This is a genomic window from Streptomyces sp. NPDC006296, from assembly GCF_040613235.1.
Lineage (GTDB): Bacteria > Actinomycetota > Actinomycetes > Streptomycetales > Streptomycetaceae > Streptomyces.
The window spans coordinates 38,227-54,938 of record NZ_JBEXRT010000006.1 but is presented as its reverse complement, the minus strand read 5'-3'; the positions used below and the strand labels follow the sequence as shown (position 1 = coordinate 54,938).

Annotated in this window: 12 protein-coding genes; 9 read left to right on the top strand and 3 right to left on the bottom strand. The window is 67.3% G+C overall.

The window, feature by feature from the left end; all coding sequences use genetic code 11:
• Positions 1-697 precede the first annotated feature (697 nt).
• Positions 698-1,369 carry a DUF3159 domain-containing protein gene (locus ABZ172_RS06180; protein ID WP_008405917.1) on the bottom strand — a complete coding sequence of 224 codons (672 nt, stop codon included), beginning with the start codon at positions 1,367-1,369 and terminating at the stop codon, positions 698-700.
• A gap of 890 nt (positions 1,370-2,259) precedes the next feature.
• On the opposite strand from ABZ172_RS06180, the gene ABZ172_RS06175 reads away from it, so the two are divergent.
• Complete coding sequence (locus ABZ172_RS06175; protein WP_003949692.1) at positions 2,260-2,697, top strand: HIT family protein; 438 nt, start codon at positions 2,260-2,262, stop codon at positions 2,695-2,697.
• A 310-nt stretch (positions 2,698-3,007) separates the two neighbouring features.
• On the opposite strand, the gene ABZ172_RS06170 is transcribed toward ABZ172_RS06175, so the two are convergent.
• Positions 3,008-3,769: a TetR/AcrR family transcriptional regulator gene (locus ABZ172_RS06170; protein ID WP_049978650.1), complete on the bottom strand. Its 762-nt coding sequence runs from the start codon at positions 3,767-3,769 to the stop codon at positions 3,008-3,010.
• Positions 3,770-4,186: 417 nt separating this feature from the next.
• On the opposite strand from ABZ172_RS06170, the gene ABZ172_RS06165 reads away from it, so the two are divergent.
• The 4 genes from ABZ172_RS06165 to ABZ172_RS06150 all read left to right on the top strand — a co-directional run bounded on the left by ABZ172_RS06165 (position 4,187) and on the right by ABZ172_RS06150 (position 11,592).
• A complete protein-coding gene (locus tag ABZ172_RS06165; protein ID WP_030088356.1) occupies positions 4,187-5,947 on the top strand; it encodes a CocE/NonD family hydrolase in 1,761 nt (586 codons plus the stop codon).
• 1,037 nt (positions 5,948-6,984) lie between these two features.
• Positions 6,985-8,817: an ATP-binding protein gene (locus tag ABZ172_RS06160; RefSeq protein WP_165398552.1), complete on the top strand. Its 1,833-nt coding sequence runs from the start codon at positions 6,985-6,987 to the stop codon at positions 8,815-8,817.
• Positions 8,807-10,528, top strand: a complete 1,722-nt coding sequence (locus ABZ172_RS06155) for an ATP-dependent helicase (protein WP_356880667.1) — start codon at positions 8,807-8,809, stop codon at positions 10,526-10,528. Before ABZ172_RS06160 ends, ABZ172_RS06155 begins: the two co-directional genes overlap by 11 nt.
• 128 nt (positions 10,529-10,656) lie before the next feature.
• Entirely contained in the window at positions 10,657-11,592 is a 936-nt protein-coding gene (locus tag ABZ172_RS06150; protein ID WP_165398550.1) for a DUF5655 domain-containing protein, read from the top strand.
• 99 nt (positions 11,593-11,691) lie between these two features.
• On the opposite strand, the gene ABZ172_RS06145 is transcribed toward ABZ172_RS06150, so the two are convergent.
• A complete protein-coding gene (locus tag ABZ172_RS06145) occupies positions 11,692-12,438 on the bottom strand; it encodes a site-specific DNA-methyltransferase (RefSeq protein ID WP_129856995.1) in 747 nt (248 codons plus the stop codon).
• Positions 12,439-13,019: 581 nt separating this feature from the next.
• Here ABZ172_RS06145 and ABZ172_RS06140 point away from each other — a divergent pair.
• The 4 genes from ABZ172_RS06140 to ABZ172_RS06125 all read left to right on the top strand — a co-directional run bounded on the left by ABZ172_RS06140 (position 13,020) and on the right by ABZ172_RS06125 (position 16,680).
• Entirely contained in the window at positions 13,020-14,165 is a 1,146-nt protein-coding gene (locus ABZ172_RS06140) for a C40 family peptidase (protein WP_129856994.1), read from the top strand.
• A gap of 88 nt (positions 14,166-14,253) precedes the next feature.
• On the top strand, positions 14,254-14,562 hold the full coding sequence (locus ABZ172_RS06135; RefSeq protein WP_011029048.1) for a DUF6112 family protein: 309 nt from the start codon (positions 14,254-14,256) through the stop codon (positions 14,560-14,562).
• On the top strand, positions 14,562-15,242 hold the full coding sequence (locus ABZ172_RS06130; RefSeq protein WP_252938962.1) for a hypothetical protein: 681 nt from the start codon (positions 14,562-14,564) through the stop codon (positions 15,240-15,242). Before ABZ172_RS06135 ends, ABZ172_RS06130 begins: the two co-directional genes overlap by 1 nt.
• A 28-nt stretch (positions 15,243-15,270) precedes the next feature.
• Positions 15,271-16,680: an ATP-binding protein gene (locus tag ABZ172_RS06125; protein WP_129856992.1), complete on the top strand. Its 1,410-nt coding sequence runs from the start codon at positions 15,271-15,273 to the stop codon at positions 16,678-16,680.
• Positions 16,681-16,712 lie beyond the last annotated feature (32 nt).

Here is a 16,712-nt window from a genome sequence, read left to right as displayed (position 1 = left end):
CGACCAGCGCATGGGCGGTGATGCATGCCGACGGCCATCAATACAGCGGGGCAACTGGCGGGCGCAGCGTCGGGCGGGGCCAGGGGCCAGCCGGCGAGCCCGTCCGGGTCGGACGGGGCAAAGAGGGCGACGGCCGACCATGCGACGACCGGCAGCCAAGCATGCTGTGCGCCGAACAGGGCCGCACCCAGGGCCGCGAATCCGGTCAGCCCGGCCGCATTCCAGGCCAAGAAGCCGACTGTCGCAGCCTTCACACACCCCAGGCGCGAGCAGTTCCTGGCAAGGTTCCCACTCCCGCATGACCTCCGTCTCATCGCCACCGAGGGCCCCTGCCATCGGTCCGGCCAGCGCACCCACCCGGGCAATCGGGCCCTCGCTGATTTCCTCATGGTCGACCTCCTGTAAGGCGCCGAGGCGGCCGCGGGTGCACCCGCACCCTGATGCCGCCGGCAGGCGGGTCAAGGCGGCCGGTAAACACTCGACCAATTCGCCTTCCCCCCTGACCGCAGCCCCTCAGCCAGGCCGTGCGGGCGCATGCAGTGCGTGGCCGCACATGATCGCAGCGACGGCATGAAGCACCGGCCCATAGAAAGCGCGTCCGCCGAATCGGACGTCGCCGTGACCGATGCGAGTACACACGCCTCCGGACGGGCTGCGCGCAGCCCGTCCGGAGCGGATGGAGATCGGAAGTGCCGAGTCAGGTGCGCTTGGCAGGCAGCAGTCCCGCCACCTTCAGCCGCTTGTCGGAAGCCCGGGCGGCCCAGGCGACGACCAGGACTCCGAGGGCGAGGAGCGGGTAGCCCATGGCGATCTTGGCGAAACCCAGCGAGCCGACCTCGTCGGCCTGGTAGAGGTACTGCTGAACGGCGAATCGAGCACCGAAGATGACAGCCAGCACCAGGGTGGCGATGTCGTAATAGAGCCGCGAACGCCCGTCCGCACGCCAGACAACACCCTTACCGGTCGTCGCGTTCCAGATCAGTCCCGCCAGAGGCCAGCGCACCACCACAGAGACAACAAAGGCGACGGCGCCGGCCAGGCTCGCCCAGATGCCGATGAGGAAGAAGTCCTTGGCGGACCCCGTATACCAGGAGACGCCGGCTGCGACGGCTACGCCGAACACGCCGCCCAGCGCCGGCTGGATCGACTCCCTGCGCACCAGCCGCTGCGCCGCGATGCCGCCGGCGACCAGGAGAGCGGCCAGGATGCCGACCTTGAGTCCGCCGACGCCGTTGGCGACGACGAACACCAAAGCGGGCAGCGCCGAGTAGACGACACCTTTGACTCCGCCCGCCTGTTCGAGCACCGTCTCTTTCCCCCGACCTGCCTCCCGCGCGACAGCCGCCTCCCGGGAACTCGTGTCCTGCATAGCGATCCACACCTCTGGGTCAATTTAAGCGTCAGCAGCTTGCGTTGACGTCACTAAGTGACACATTGCCATTAAACGCCAGTCGTCGCCACCCTGCCTGATGTAACCCACGCCACAACCCCGCGAGATCTCGCACAGTGAGTCGCTCGTCATCAGGGCTGGCCGCCGGGTGCGCACGGCTGCTCGCCGTCGCCCGCCTGGAGAGGGCGCGAGGCCTCGATGGCAGTGCTCGCGCGGTTCGGTGGGAGCCTAGGCCCGAGGGGTCGTGCGCGCGCTACGGACGGCGATGAGGGGCAGCGACCAGGGGAGACAGACAGCGCAAGCTGGCGCGCGCCGTCGGCAACCCACCTACGACGTCGCCTGCTGATGTCCGGCTGAACGGAGAACCCAGGCCGAGTGACTGCGACGAAGGGTCCGCACGCCGCAGCCGACGACGACCCGCGCTTGCTATGGATCGAGCCGCCCGCGTGGCGCTCGTTCATCGGACCGGCCCCTCGAGGTCGCCGCCACGGTTCCGGACGGAGGAGCTACTCAGCGGACTCGATCACGTCGTGGTCCTGCCTGCCCGGCTCGCAGCACGGGCGCTGCGCACTGCACTAATCTGCCATGCTCTTGAACGGATGAGCTTCGTCGAGCAACCGACCGTCGCAGGCCCTTTCATCCAGTCGGCGAACGAGCCGGCGCGTTCGGCGTCACAGGTACTGCCCTTGCCGAGCATCGTTGTTCCGCACTCCGGCGTTCGGTTAGTCGAGCGTCCGGTTCCATGGAGTCAAGCCAGTGACGCTGGTCGAGCGGTCGTGTCAGGCAACGACGGCCAAGAGCCCCGGCCGTCGTTGCCTGATCCGTGCCCCGCTGCCCACACCCTGACGCTCCTGAGGAATATTGCACGTATGACTACTGTGTTCTCTCGCATCATCACTGGGGAGTTGCCCGGACTCTTCGTCTGGCAAGATCCGGAAATCGTCGCTTTCCTCTCCATAGCTCCGTTGCGGCCTGGCCACACCCTTGTGGTGCCACGACGTGAGGTCGATCGGTGGACGGACATCGACGGGCCCCTCCTGACGCGTTGCTTCGAGGTGGCCCAAGCCGTGGGGCAGGGGGTGCAGCGGGCCTGGAACGCTCCGCGCGCCGGGCTCGTCGTTGCGGGCTTCGAGGTACCGCATCTGCATATACACGTCGCGCCGGTCTGGGACATGACCGACTTCGATTTCAGCAAGGCCAAGCAGGAGGAAGACCCGTCGGCGCTGACCGGAGCAGCGGTAAAGCTGCGTGCCGCCCTGCTGGAACTGGGTTATGAACAGGCTCGGGGCTGCACCTCCGGAGCATGAACGATCACGCAGCCTGTCGGTATCCGTTCGAGGCTGACGTGGCATCACCAAGAGGCCGGGCCGCGTCCGCTCGCCACCCAGGAGCACACGGCTCATGCCCCCCGTTCGCCCTCAGCCCTCCACACCTGTGGGTGGGCAGTTGCAAGGATCGGCCAGCCAGGAGGGGCGGGGTGCGTCGGAGGCTGCTGACGTGGGTCCGGTACACCTCGCCCCCCCTCGAGATCGACGGACCACACGGACGACTCCTTGCCCAACTCCCCTCCCTCCGGCCCGGCGCCCTCGGCGAGGGGGGCTCGACGCCGTCCACGCTCTACAGCTCCTTCTGGGTGAGTTCGCAGACCTCCACCCCGCCCTCAGTACGCTGCACGGCGACACCTTCGGGCGCCGACTCGGCGGGTACCTCGGCGACGTGGACCGGGTCACCCACGGCGCCACCGGTGGCCGTGCGGACGGCATCGGCGATGAAGGCGAAATTCTCGTCACCGAGCTTCCGGGGATCAGTGCCGTCCAGAAGGCCTGCTCCCACGTACTCGTTGAGGACTCGTAGGGCGGCAGAAGCAGCCGCGGCGTGCAGACGTACCTGCAGGTCGTCGTGCTCACGTCCGAGCCGGGTCGCGATGACTGCGGCCAGTTCGTGTTCGACTTGATCGCATGCCATCAGCCAGGCCGTACGCAGGGCCGGCTCGGTATCACCCAGTCGCATCATCTTCACGCCCAGCCCGGCATCGGCCTGCTCCTGCGTGTCGATCTCGCTGACCAGCCGCTTCGCCTCCGTGGCAAAGTGCTCCTCCAGCGAGCGGTGCAGCGGCCAACTGCGCAGAGTGGCCAGTTCCCACTCCACGCTCTGCGCGATGATCGGCTCTGCACAGCTCTCCTTGCTGCGAAAATGGCGCCAGATGGTGCGGGTCGACAAGCCCACCGCCTCAGCGATCTGGTCACCGCTCGTCCCGTCGACGCCCTGCGCCCAGAACAGACGTGCAGCCTCCCGCGAGATCTCCAGACGTACACGACGACGACGCTGCTCGCTCATCCCACCGCGGCCGCGCCTGGCCGTGGCCTCTTCCTCGGCCATCTCTTCACCACCCGTTCCCATAATTTTCACCTTGCGCCACATTGGCACTAAGTGACGTTTTTCGCCAGTCTCTCGCGGCACAGCTCCAGCATTGCCCGGCCCCGATTCGCAGCCCGAGTGGACCGACAGGTGGATCTCGCCGCGAAACCGGTCAGGTGCGACGACCGCACCCCGGGAAGTGCGCCCGAACGACTTCACAGCACACTGCCGCGGACCCGAAGTCGACCGAGCCCCTCGCCGCGTGGCCACGCGGCCACGCGGCGAGCCAGGATGGCGGGACCCACTTGCCACACTCGTCACTTAGTGACATTGTCACTAAGTGACAGGATGGTGGTCGGCCGATTCCTTGCAGGGGTGACCTACGCGTGTGAGTGCCGCCCTTCCGCGTCTGCCCGCACCAGAAGCCAGGAGTACTTCATGAGGAAACGATCAGCCGCAACCGCCGCAGCACTGATCACGGCCTGCGCCGTGACCGGCGCCCTCACGGGGGCAGCCGTCGCCACGCCGGGCCGGGTGACCGACGGCAACCGAGCAGAGAAAACAGTTGTTGCCACGGCCACCCGTTCGGTGACCCATGAGGAGAATGAACGGGTGCCGGAGGGGGCGCGCTGGACCCAGCACTACTTCCCCTCCTCGGACGGCTCCGGGACCGAGCTGCATGCTGATGTGCTGCTTCCCGAAAACCTTCCCGAGGGCACGAAGGTGCCCGTCGTCATGTCGGCCGGCGCGTACTTCGGCCACTCCGGGCAGATGGAGGTGAAGGAAGAGCACGCCGGCCCCTCGGGGCGCTTCCAGGACCTGCTGGAAGGCACCGCCCTGCTCGACAAGGGGTACGCCTTTGTCATGGTGGACACCCGCGGCTTCGGCGGCTCCACTGGATGCCTCGACCTCGGCGGCCCCGGGGACCAGGCCGACGTCAAGGCCGCGATCGACTGGAGCTCGAAACAGCCCTGGTCCACCGGAGCGGTGGGAATGTACGGCAAGTCCTTCGACGCCTACACCGGCCTCCTCGGCAACAACGCGAAGAACGACGCGCTGAAAGCAGTCGTCGCCCAGGAGCCCATCTGGGACCTGTATGAGCACCTGCACTCCAACGGTGTACCCCGCCCGAACAGCGTGCAACTACCCACCAGCTACAACCGCATCGCCAGCCTGGCCCAGTTGCCGGACGAGGACAAGCGATACCGGACCAACGCCGCGTACGAGACGAAGCACCCCGAGTGCCTGGCACTCAACTCCTTCGGCCCCACCATCGGCGACCCGGAAGACCCGTACTGGAAAGACCGCAGCCCAGCCACGAAGGCGAAGGACACCGACACCCCGCTCCTGTTCACCCAGGGCACCACCGAAACCAACACCCTCCCCGTGGGAATGGAGGAGTTCCTCCACAACCACCGCGGCCCGCAGCGCGCCTGGATCGGCCCCTGGGACCACGTACGCGGCAACGACCGCACGCAGGAAGGGAAGTTCGCGATGGGCCGCGCGACCTGGTTCAAGGAGACAATGTCCTTCTTCGACGAACACCTCAAGGACATAGATCCCAAGGTCACATACCCGAACTACGCCGTCCAGGACAACCTCGGCAACTGGCGCGCCGAGAAGTCCTGGCCCACAGCGAACCGCTCCGCGAACCTCCGACTCGGCAACGGCTCGTACCTGGACAGCGGAGCAGGCTCACAGCCCACACCACCGGAAGAGGAAACCGGTCGTAATGCCGGAAGCTTCTTCATCTGGTCCGAACCTCTCAAGGCAGCCACCCGAGTCACCGGCACACCCAGGATCACCCTGACGGCCAGGGGTGAAGGCAACGTCATGGTCAAGCTGCACGACGTAGGCCCCGACGGAAACGCCGTCGCATTCGACGAGCGAGTCTCCCGCCTGGACCAGGACCACCTGAACATCAGCCTGAAGTCGACCGACTGGACCCTGCGAGCCGGCCACCGCCTCGCCGTGGAAATCGGCTCGGTACGAACCGGCGACTGGCTCGACACCCCCTCCAAGCAAAAGATCCAGATCAGCAACGCCCGCCTCCATCTGCCCCTGGACCACCCGGCCGAAGACACCGCCACCGACGGCGACCGAGCCCCATGGATCGACACCTACACACAGATCAACGCCGCGAAGCCGACGCCAGGCCCCGCCACCTTCACCGTGCCCCCAGCCGATACACGACGCTGAGGAACGCCACACCGCTCGGCATCCTGATCACGCCGGTTCGTGAGGGGCTGTCAAACCAGCGACCCTGTCTCACTGCCTCCGAAGCGGATCCCTACAGGTTTGTGAGGACTCAACAGTCTCGATTCTGCCGATCGTCCAACATCGGAGAAGGTCTCACACCACCTTCACCAGGACGACAGCAGAATCCCCTGACGGGGCATCAGGCACGCCTGTCCACCGATTGTCCACCGCGCCCCACTGCACGCCCCCGACTCACTATTCCCAGGCACGAAAAGGCCAGGTCAGAGGATCGCCACACGCGTAGGGCCAGGGCAGCTCCACCTGTGACCTAGGCATGCAATGCGTAGGTCACAGGTGTGCGATTAGCCCGGCTTTCAAGACTCACGAATACAAAAACCCCAGGTCAGGAGCCTGACCTGGGGTTCTTCTGAGCCGCCTTCGGGATTCGAACCCGAGACCTACGCATTACGAGACCGAGAGTGATCGTGCCGAGTGGTGCCGCGCCATGCTCCCTGATGACGTTTTCCCAGATCAGACCATGTGCGCCAGTCTTCCCCGTGCGGCCTCGTACTGACTCGTCCAAAGGCGTCTGCCCACCGGCTGTCCACCGGCGGACCTGCCACCGAGGCGCTCGGCAGCCTGCCACCGACTTGCCCGAGTGGTTGCCTACGATTCAACTAGCCCACGAGAAGTAGTTGTGGGAGTTTCACAACTTCCCATTCGCCGGACCGCCGGTCGGGTCGGGCCGACCGAGCAGCACATCACACGCTGAGACTAGCTACCGATCGACGAGACAGAGCGTCGCAGACCCCCGGGCACCCCACTGGACCTTCGGCCTTCGATCTGAAGGGCATCGCGTGGAGCGACACAGGTGTCACGGGTCACAGTATTACAATCTGATCCTACGGCCGTTCGTCTGGCTGGCACGTCCCTGCTCCTTTCACGAGCGGTCACTGTCTGCGTGGCGTTCGAGCATTCGCTCAGTGGCTGCGGGCTGAGGTGCGGCGACGAGGGGCGGCACGGTGAAGGTACGACGGTTGACCTTGCAGAACTTCCGTGGAGTGCGCGCGGGCACGGTCTATCTGACAGGTCACTCGCTGCTGGTCGGGTCGAATAGCGTCGGCAAGTCAACAGTCTGCGAAGCGCTTGAACTCGTCTTGGGGCCCGAGCGGATGTTCCGCCGTCCGGTGGTCGACGAGCACGACTTCTACGGATCGCGCTACCAGGAGACGGACGGCGATCTACCGGAGATCCGGGTGGAGGCCGTCTTGACGGACTTGTCGCCGGCCGCCGAACGGCGCTTCGCCAGTCACATTCGGCGCTGGTCCGAGGAGCACCGTGAGTTCGCTGACCTGGCCGAGGGTGGGGCGGCCGATCCTGATGCTGGGGAGTGGTGCCTGCCCGTCGTCTTCATTGGCCGCTTCGACCCTCAGGAAGACGACTTCTTCGGTGCCACGTTCTTCGCACATCCCGAGTCAGTCAGCGACGACTTCACCGAGGAGACGTCCGAGCTTGGGTCGAGGCTGACGCCGTTCAAGCGGGAGGACAAGCGCCACTGCGGGTTCTTGTATCTGCGACCCAACCGGACCGGCAGCCGTGCTCTGACCTTCCAGCGGGGCTCACTGCTGGACACCATCGTGAGGCTGGAGGCGGAGCAGGCGGGGCCCCTGTGGGAGAAGGCCCTGGCCGATGTAGCAGCGGTCGCCCTCGCCAGCGACGACTCTGGCTTCGCCAAGATCCGCAGCGAAGTACGCCGGCGAGTGGAGCGCTTCCTCAGCCTGGCGGGCGACTCCGATCCGGTGGACGTGAGGGTGTCCGAGCTCACACGAGAGCACCTCCGGGAGGTTCTGCGCCTGTTTATCGCCACTCAGCCGGGTGAGCATCCGGTGCCCTTTAACCGGTTGAGTACGGGCTCGCTGAACCTTCTCGTGTTTGCCCTGCTGATGTATATCGCCGAACTCAAGGGCGACCACTCGGTGATCTTTGCGATGGAGGAGCCGGAGATCGCTCTCCCTCCGCACGCACAGCGTCGGCTAGTCGACTTCGCCGTACGGCACATGGGCCAGACGATCGTCACCTCGCACTCGCCCTACGTCATCGAAAGGTTCGAGCCCGACCACATCGTGGTTCTCGACCGTGACACAGCGGGCGCGTTGACCAGTTCCACGGTCGTCCTGCCAGACGACTTCAAGGCCAAGCAGTACCGGGCACGCCAGCGGCAGTTCGCTGAGGCGGTCCTGGCCCGCGCCGTGGTGGTCGTGGAGGGGGCGACAGAGGCTGACGTGATGCCGGCAGTCGCTGACGTACTGGAGCAGGACCCGTCCGTGGACTACGTGCATCCCGACCTCGCCGGTGTGACCTTCTTCGACGCCGAGGGTGACAGTTCTGTGCCGAAGTACGCCCCGGTTTTCAAGGTCCTGGGCAAGCCCGTATACGGCATCCACGACGACCCGGTGCGGGCGTTTACGGACGACGTAGCGGCCAAGACGGCGGACTTCACTCGTTACAAGGTCATCCCCTACGGCGGCGTCGAGGACCTGCTCACCCAGGAAATTGCACCCGCTGTCCTGCGCCGCTTCCTGGTCTCCGTCGCCCAGCGACCTGACTACCCGACCAAGTGCGGCAGCCTGCGCGATGGCATGGACGAGCAGGCTGTGCGCAAGCTGGCCTGGGATGTCCTCAAAGGCCGCAAGGGCGACGGCTACGGAGCCCTGCTTATCGCCACGTGCACGAGCAGGGCCGAACTTCCCGATTCTTTCGCGGAGTTCCTGCTCCAAGTCGACCGCGACCTGCGCCCTCCGACGGACGCCCCGGGCGCCGGAGCTTCCACCGACGCCGCTGGGGTCGGAGATGAGCCCGATGGATATTGACGGGCCCCGACAAGCGATCCTGGACAGCGCTGGGCACGTCCTGATCGAGGGCGGTCCCGGTTGCGGCAAGACCACCATCGCCCTGCTCAAGGCCCGCCAGGCTCTGGAGAGTCTGGAAGACGAACAGCAGGTGCTCTTCTTGAGCTTCTCCCGCGCTGCCGTACGACAGATCACCGACCGAATGGGCGGGCTGCTCAACCGTGCCTCACGCAGCAAACTGCAGGTGCGGACATTCCACTCCTTCTTCATGGACATCGTCCGCAGCCACAGTCGGCTCCTGACCGGGAAGCCCGCGTCGTTCATCGCCCCTGACCATGAGCACCAGTTGCGCGCCGACTTCGGCGGGAGCAAGGAGGACTGGCTCAAGGAATGCCAACGGATGGCCACCGTAGAGGGCCGTTACGTCTTCGACCTGCTGGCCGAGACTGCTGCGACGCTCTTGGAATCAAGCTCCGCCCTACGTGCCCTCTACAGCAGCATCTACCCGCTCGTCATCGTGGACGAGTTCCAGGACACCAATACCGATCAGTGGCGCGCCGTCAAAGCGCTCGCTGCAGAATCCACGGTGATCTGCCTGGCCGATCCCGACCAGCGCATATTCGGGCACATCCCCGGCGTCGACGAGGAGCGGATCGCGCATGCGGTCGCCCACCTCGCCCCCGCCACCTTCGACCTGTCCCAAGACAACTACCGCAGCCCCGAAGGGGGCCTGCTCAGCTACGCCAATGCCGTGTTGCGCAACACCGTCCATCCGCTGCCGGACAGCGTCAGGAACGTCATCTACGCAACCCGCACTTGGGGAGCCGACTCTGTCGAGGTGCGCACCCTTTTCGCGATCGTCGCCCTACGCCAGTACCTGGAGGCCGAGCTGAAGCGCGTGCCCACCCTGGCGGTCTTGGCCACGACCAACGCCCTCGTCGGTCGCGTCTCCGAGACGATATCTACGCAGAGCGTAACCGTACAAGGCACGATTTTGCCGCCAGTAGAGCATGACCTGCATTGGGATCCGGAGCTGGCCGCTGCAGCTGGCTTCGTCGTTGCGTCGCTGCTGGAATGGCCCAGCCTGGCCCGCGAGGAGGCCCTGCCGAAAACGCTGCGGGCGATGGCCAACTTCTACCGCCGCAAGCTCGCCGGCGGAACGACCGGTGCGCGCGACAAGATCCGGGTCATCGAGAACGCCATCACCGCGTTCAACGCCGACACCAAGATCAAGTCCAAGTCACCGAAAATCCTCATCAGTGCCTGGGAGGAGGGCCTTACTCTCACAGGCCAACCCGTGGCGGACTGGCAGATTGCCCGGGGAGTTGTGCGCGGCTCGGCTGAACTCGATGAACTGTTCAAGCAGGTGCGTTTGCTGCGCCTGTTCCAGGCCACCGATGCGCTGGCGCTGGCGTTGACGGAGGCGTGGAACGGCACCAATGCCTACACCGATGCCGCTGCAGCTGTGCGCCGCGTTCTGGCCAGCGATTCACTTTCCGTCGCGGAGCAGCAGACCAAAGCTGTGAGCCTGATGAGCATGCACCGTTCCAAGGGGAAAGAGTTCGACGGGGTTGTCATCGTCGAAGGAGCTTTCAACAGCCGTCTCCTTGACAACGACTGGGACGAGGAGCGCGTCCGTGGCAACCGGCGCCTCCTGCGGGTTGCCATCACAAGAGCCCGGCATATGGCGGTCTTCGTCCGCCCGGACGATGGCGTGCCGCTCACGCCATAACAGCAGGCTCGCGAGCCGTGCCAGCAATGCGGCCACAGCCGATGGCCGCCGCGGTCTCAGCCGAGGCCGGAATACCCGCGGGCCTGTTTCGATTGCTTCTCCTGTAGTGATCGCGGGAGGGGGCGCTGGTGGCCGAGCTGATGATGTTCCGGCAGGACGCGAACGGACGGGACGTCGAGCTGGCCGGCTCGACGGTTGCGCTGGAGGTAGAGCTGCAGCGGCGGGTCGAGGCTGGCCTGGAGCAGATGCTGGGCATCCGTTTCCTGGCCTCGGAGTATCCGACCGGGCCTTGGCACCGGGGGCGGATCGACACCCTGGGGCTCGATGAGAACGGCAGCCCGGTGGTGATCGAGTTCAAGAAGGGCTCGGACAGCGGGGTGATGTCCCAGGCGGTCTCCTACCTGTCCTGGCTGGACTCGGCGCACCACGAGTTCGAGGCGCTCGTGCGGAAGGTGCTGGGGGCGGAGGTGGCCGAGTCCGTCGACTGGCGTCGTCCGCGGATGATCTGCATCGCGGCGGGCTTCTCGCACCACGACCGGGTGGCGGTGCAGCGGTTGCCCGAACGGATCGACCTGGTGCGCTACCGGATCTTCGACGGTGGCCTGCTGGGGCTGCTGCTCGTGGACTCCGCGACCGGCTTCCCGAGCGCTGCCTCGTCTCGCCGGGGCCGGGAGCGGGCACCCGTGGCAGACAGCGTGCCGACGGCTTCGACGGTCTCTCCGCCTTCGGGTGGAGGAGCGGTGCCGGAGTGCCTGCGGGACCTGTACGCAGAACTGGACGAGGCGCTCACGGCATGGGGCGAGGTGGAGGTCGCGTCCCTGCGGCACTACATCGCCTACCGGCGGTTGGTGAACGTGGCGTCGGTGATCTTCCGTCCGAAGCACGAGGCGATCCTGGTGTACCTCAGACTCGACCCGGACACGGTCGAGTTGGAGGAGGGCTTCACCCGGGACATGCGCGGTATCGGACACCTCGGGACCGGCGACCTGGAGGTCCGCGTCGTCTCGGCAGCCGACTTGGAGAAGGCGGCGCCGCTGATCCGGCGGGCGTTCGAGGCGGCCTGACGTAACAGGAGGGGCGGCTGGTGCATCGGTTGGTCGATGCTCCAGCCGTCCCTCTGTCGTCTGTGGGCCGCCGGCCCTGGCCTCTCTTCGCTCTCACGGTCATGCCTCCGGTCCGGCCAGCTCGAAGTCGTCCTTCGTCAGTTCGGCCCGCAGCCGCTCGTCCGCGACGTCGGCGTAGTGCGCGGACAGCTCGACGCCCACGAAGCGGCGTCCCTCGCGCAGGGCCGCGACCCCGGTGGAGCCGCTGCCGGTGAACGGGTCAAGGACGGTGCCGCCCTCGGGGCAGACCTGGACGAGCTGCTGCATGACCTCGACCGGCTTCTGGGTGATGTGAACCCGGCCCTTGCGGGGCTGGGAGGCGATGTAGTGCCCCGGCAGGTAGAGATCGCGGGTGTTGTCGAGGGAGCCCTTGACGCCCCAGATGATGAACTCCGAGTCCTGCTTCGGCCCGCCCTTGCGGGGCCGGCTGGACGGCTTGATCCACGGAATCGTGCCGCTCCAGGTCCATCCCGCCATCTGCAGGGCGTCGGAGGTGGTCGGCTCCTGCCGCCAGTCGGTGAAGACCATCGCGACCGCGTGCTCGGTCGAGGCCCGGTACGCCTCGGTGAGCAGTTCGGTGAGCCAGGAGCGGTAGGAGCGCTGGTCACGGTTCTCACCCGGGAAGTTGGCGAGGTCGTGCGCCGAGTTGCTCGTGACGTACTTGGCACGTGCGGTACGGCCGGTCCGGTCGGAGCTGGTGCGGCCCCCGGAGTTGTACGGCGGATCGGTGATCACCGCCTGGACGCTCTCGTCCGGGAGGGACTTCAGGACGGTCAGGGCGTCGCCTCGGTGCAGCGTGTAGCTCATGCGTGGGGGCCTCTTTTCGGGCGCGGCGGAGTCTGGACCTGCTCCGGGCAGCGCTCAACGGCGTGCATCCGGTGCGAGGTTGCAGCGGAGGTTAACGGCGAATTCCGGCCGCGCCTAACGAGGTGGCTCCCTGCTTCGGGCCCCTGGATGGCAGTCGTTTGGCGCGGCCGGAATCCCGGTCTACTGTCTCGCCGTGCCACCGGGAAGGGGCGCTGCTCCACCCCCGTTGAGCTGTGCTTATCCGTGCTGTCTCGTCTTATCGGGCGGTGTCGGAGGCGTGTTGCCCATCTGCCCGCGAGCGCCGTGAGGAGGCCCCTGTGCACTGCCTGAGATTACGAGCGCGGCTGGCTGCCGCGCGTGACCTGAAACCGGCGTCCTGGAGCTACCAACTCCTCTGACCTGGGCCCGCCGAGAGGCGGATGCACATCGGCGCGGTGCCGACGGCTTTGCACGAGAAGTCGGCACCGCGTCTCCTTCGAACACCGAGGAGCCGCTGCGATGCAGCATGCCCTGACACACCCGCGCCCCGACCCACCTCCCTCGACCGGTCCGCGCCGCCGTCGCGCTGAACGGCGGCGGCCGTGAAGAAGACGACGGGAGCCCTCGTCGGTCTGTGCGCCACCGGACCGCTCCTGCTGGCACTGCCGATCCTTGGCATCGGGGCCGGGACCGCCTCGGCTTCGTGCTCGACCGACGGTGCACAGGGTGTGGACGCCTCCGCCGTCGCCAAGCAGGTGAAGGCCATCCTGGACGGCGGCGACAAGGGCTCGGTCTCCGTGCCGGGGCTGGACGCGCCTGCCGACCAGGTGCCCAACGCCAAGACGATCCAGGCCACGGGCGTCGCGATGAACATCCCCGCCCGAGGGCAGGTCGTCGCCCTGGCGACCGCGCTGCAGGAGAGCGGCCTGCGGAACCTGACCTACGGCGACCGCGATTCGCTGGGTCTCTTCCAGCAGCGGCCGTCGATGGGCTGGGGTACGGCCAGCCAGATCCTCGACCCGGTGCACGCCTCGACGAAGTTCTACGAGGGGCTCAAGAAGGTCTCCGGCTGGCAGTCCCTCTCTGTCACCCAGGCCGCCCAGGCGGTACAGAAGTCAGGCTTCCCGGAGGCGTACGCCAAATGGGAGTCGCTGGCCACCGCCCTGCAGAAGGCCATCGAGCCCCTGCTGCAGAAGGCCGGCGGCGCATCGCCGAGCCCGTCGCCGTCCGGCTCTGCCGACACCGGCAGCCCCTCTCCCGATTCTGCGGGGGGTTGTGCGGCGGACGGTGACGGGACGGACTTCGGCACCATCCCAGCGGGTGCACTGCCGAAGGAGTACAAGATTCCCGCCTCCGCGCCGCCGAAGGTACAGACGGCGATCCGGTGGGCGCTCGGCCAGCTCGGCACCCCGTATCAGTGGGGCGGAACGTGCACCGACTCCCACGGCAAAAACCCGATGGGCCGCTGCGACTGCTCCTCCCTGATGCAGGGCGCGTACAAGGCCGCCGGGGTCAGCCTGACGCGGACCACGTACACGCAGGTCAAGAACGGCAAGGCCGTCTCGGTCGATGCCCTCAAGCCGGGCGACCTCCTCTTCACCGAGGGGACAGCCGCCGTACCGGAACACGTCGGGATGGCGATCGGGCAGGGCCTGATCGTCCACGCCCCGCGCACCGGTGACGTCGTACGGATCACCACCGTCGCGTCCTGGAAATCGCGGATTCTCGCGGCCCGCCGAGTCGTCTGACCGGCGCTCCTCCCCCTCCTCACCTCCCCTCGCACCGCTGGTTCGCCCCACCGGGCTTTGGCGCGCGCTCATTCGTACTGGAGTTCCCATGTATCTCGCTGAACAGGTCATACAGCTCGCCTACGACCCCGGAATCAAGCCCAACGAGGGCGGGCTCCCTGGCCTCAACGTCCTCAAGCAGGTGATGGGCTCGATCAACTTGTTCGGACTCATCGCCGTGGTCGGAGCCCTCGCCGTCAGTGCAGGCGTGTGGGCCTGGGGGCACCACTCCGGTGGTCACCAGGCCGAGGCGAACGGGAAGAAGGGCGTGCTGGTCAGCGCGGGCGCGGCCCTTCTTCTCGGTGCGGCCAACGGTGTAGTGGCGTTCTTCTCGACGCTCGGGACGCAGGTCCACTGATGGCTCAGCACTCCACCCACCCCGGCGGCGCATCTCGCGTGCGCCGCCGGGCGCTGCTCGGCACTGCTGTCCTGGCGGTGCTCGTCGCCCTCGCCGGCCTGGCCGCCTACCTCACCCGCGAGGGCCGAAGCCCCTCCGATACCGCTTCCCCACCGCCGAGTTCGCCCACGGCATCCTCGTCGACCGCGGCGCCGTCCGGGCCGCACACCAGGCCCCGCGCTCTGCCCGTTCCGCCGAAAACCCACGACCCGATCACGTACGGGAAGGCCGCCGCCGCAGCGCTGTGGTCGTACGACACCCGTGCGTACTCGCAGCCCGAGCTGCGCAAGGCGCTGCGCGGCTGGCTGACCACGGAGTCGAAGTACGCCGACCCGGCCTCCGTCGACCAGGCGGTCCCCTCGGCCGTGCTGTGGAAGGAGATGGCGGCCAACAAGCAGGTCGCCACTGCCAAGATCAACGAGGGGCACTTCCCGCACGCCTTCACTCAGGCCCTCCAGGACGACCCCGGGGCGATCACCCAGGCGTACGTCTACGCCGTCACGGTCTCCGGCAAGCAGTCGATTCGCTGGAAGGGCTCGGCCGCCGGCGGCGCGGAGAGCCGCTCCACCACCCTCGCGGTCCAGTGCCGGCCCAACCACCCCTGCGCACTGGTCGGCGTCATGCCGTCCGTCGCGCCCTGACCCTCGCCCCAGAACGGAGGTACGACCCATGGGAGTCTGCGACTTCCCGCTGATGGACAAGGTGTGCGGCGCTGTCGACTTCGCCACCAACCCCGCCGGCACCGTCACCGACGGTCTCGGCGCGTGGATCGCGAAGTCGGCGGGCGAGCTGGCGTCCAGCGCGGCCGACCTTGCCGCCAAGGCCGTCAACAAGACGACGGCCATCGACCTCAACGCCGGGTGGTTCCGCGACAACTACGAGCTGCTGCTGCCCATCGGCCTCGCCCTGACCGTCGGCATCTTCTGCATCCAGCTCATGACCGCGGCCTGGCGCCGAGACGAACGTGCCCTCGCCAAGGCGGCGTTCGGCACTATGACCGGAGTCCTCTTCAGCTTCTCCGCCATCGCCTTCACGACCGTCGCCATCACCGTGGTGGACGCACTGTCCGACGGCCTCTTCAAAGCCGCCAACACCTCGATCGACGACGCGATCCGTCGTGTGATCAAGGTTGATCAGATGGGGGCCATGTACGGCCTCGGCTGGGGTGTGCCCGCGCTGGTGGCCTTCGGGTGCGCGATCGGTGCCTTCCTCTACTGGGGCGTGATGGTGGCCCGCAAGGTCGGCGTCCTGATCATGGTCGCGCTCGCGGTGTTCGCCGGGGCGGGCGGCGGCTGGGAAGTCGCCAAACGGTGGCGGCGCGGCTGGATCGAGGCCACCGGCACCCTGATCGTCTCCAAGCTGTTGATGACCGTGGTCTTCCTGATCGGCGTCTCCGCCATGGGCAAGACCGACGCCAGCGACGGAATGGCGGCCCTGTCCGACGCGATGGCCGGCATCGTCGTGATGGTCCTGGTGTTGCTCTGCCCCTACGCGACGTACAAGTTCGTCCACTGGGCCAGCGACGGCGGCGGCCACGACGACATGCACCGCACCGGTGTCGCCGGCATGGCGGTCGCCGCAGGAGCCGCGAAGACTGCAGGCAGCCTCGCGCTGCGGGCCGGTACCGGCGCCCCCGCTCCGCAGGGTCCGAACCAGGTCCCCGGCGCGGGGACCGATGGCGTCGCCTCCGGCATCAACCCCTCCGGCGGCAACCTCAGCAAGGAGGGCATCGACGCCGGGCCGCCCAAGCAGCAGTCCCGCTTCCGGTACGGCGAAGACCCGGACGCGAGCGGCGACAAGGGCCGGGCTCTGATCCAGCGCCCCGGGATCCCGCCGCTGATCACACGTCCTGGTGAGGACGAACCGGAAGGGTCCGAATCGGCTGCCCAAGGCGTTGCGGGCGGCTCCGGTCACCTCGCAGCCGCATCGGCTCCGGGCGGCGACATGACCTCCATGCCGCCGGCCGACCCCGGACCTTCGGCCTCGGGCACTCCGGCGTCCGGGTCCGGTCCGTCGGCCACCGGCTCCGCGACGCCGACGAACTGGGTGTATCCCACCCAGCCGCCGTCGGGTTCCTGACCCACATCCCCGGGGGCGGGCCGCACTCCACG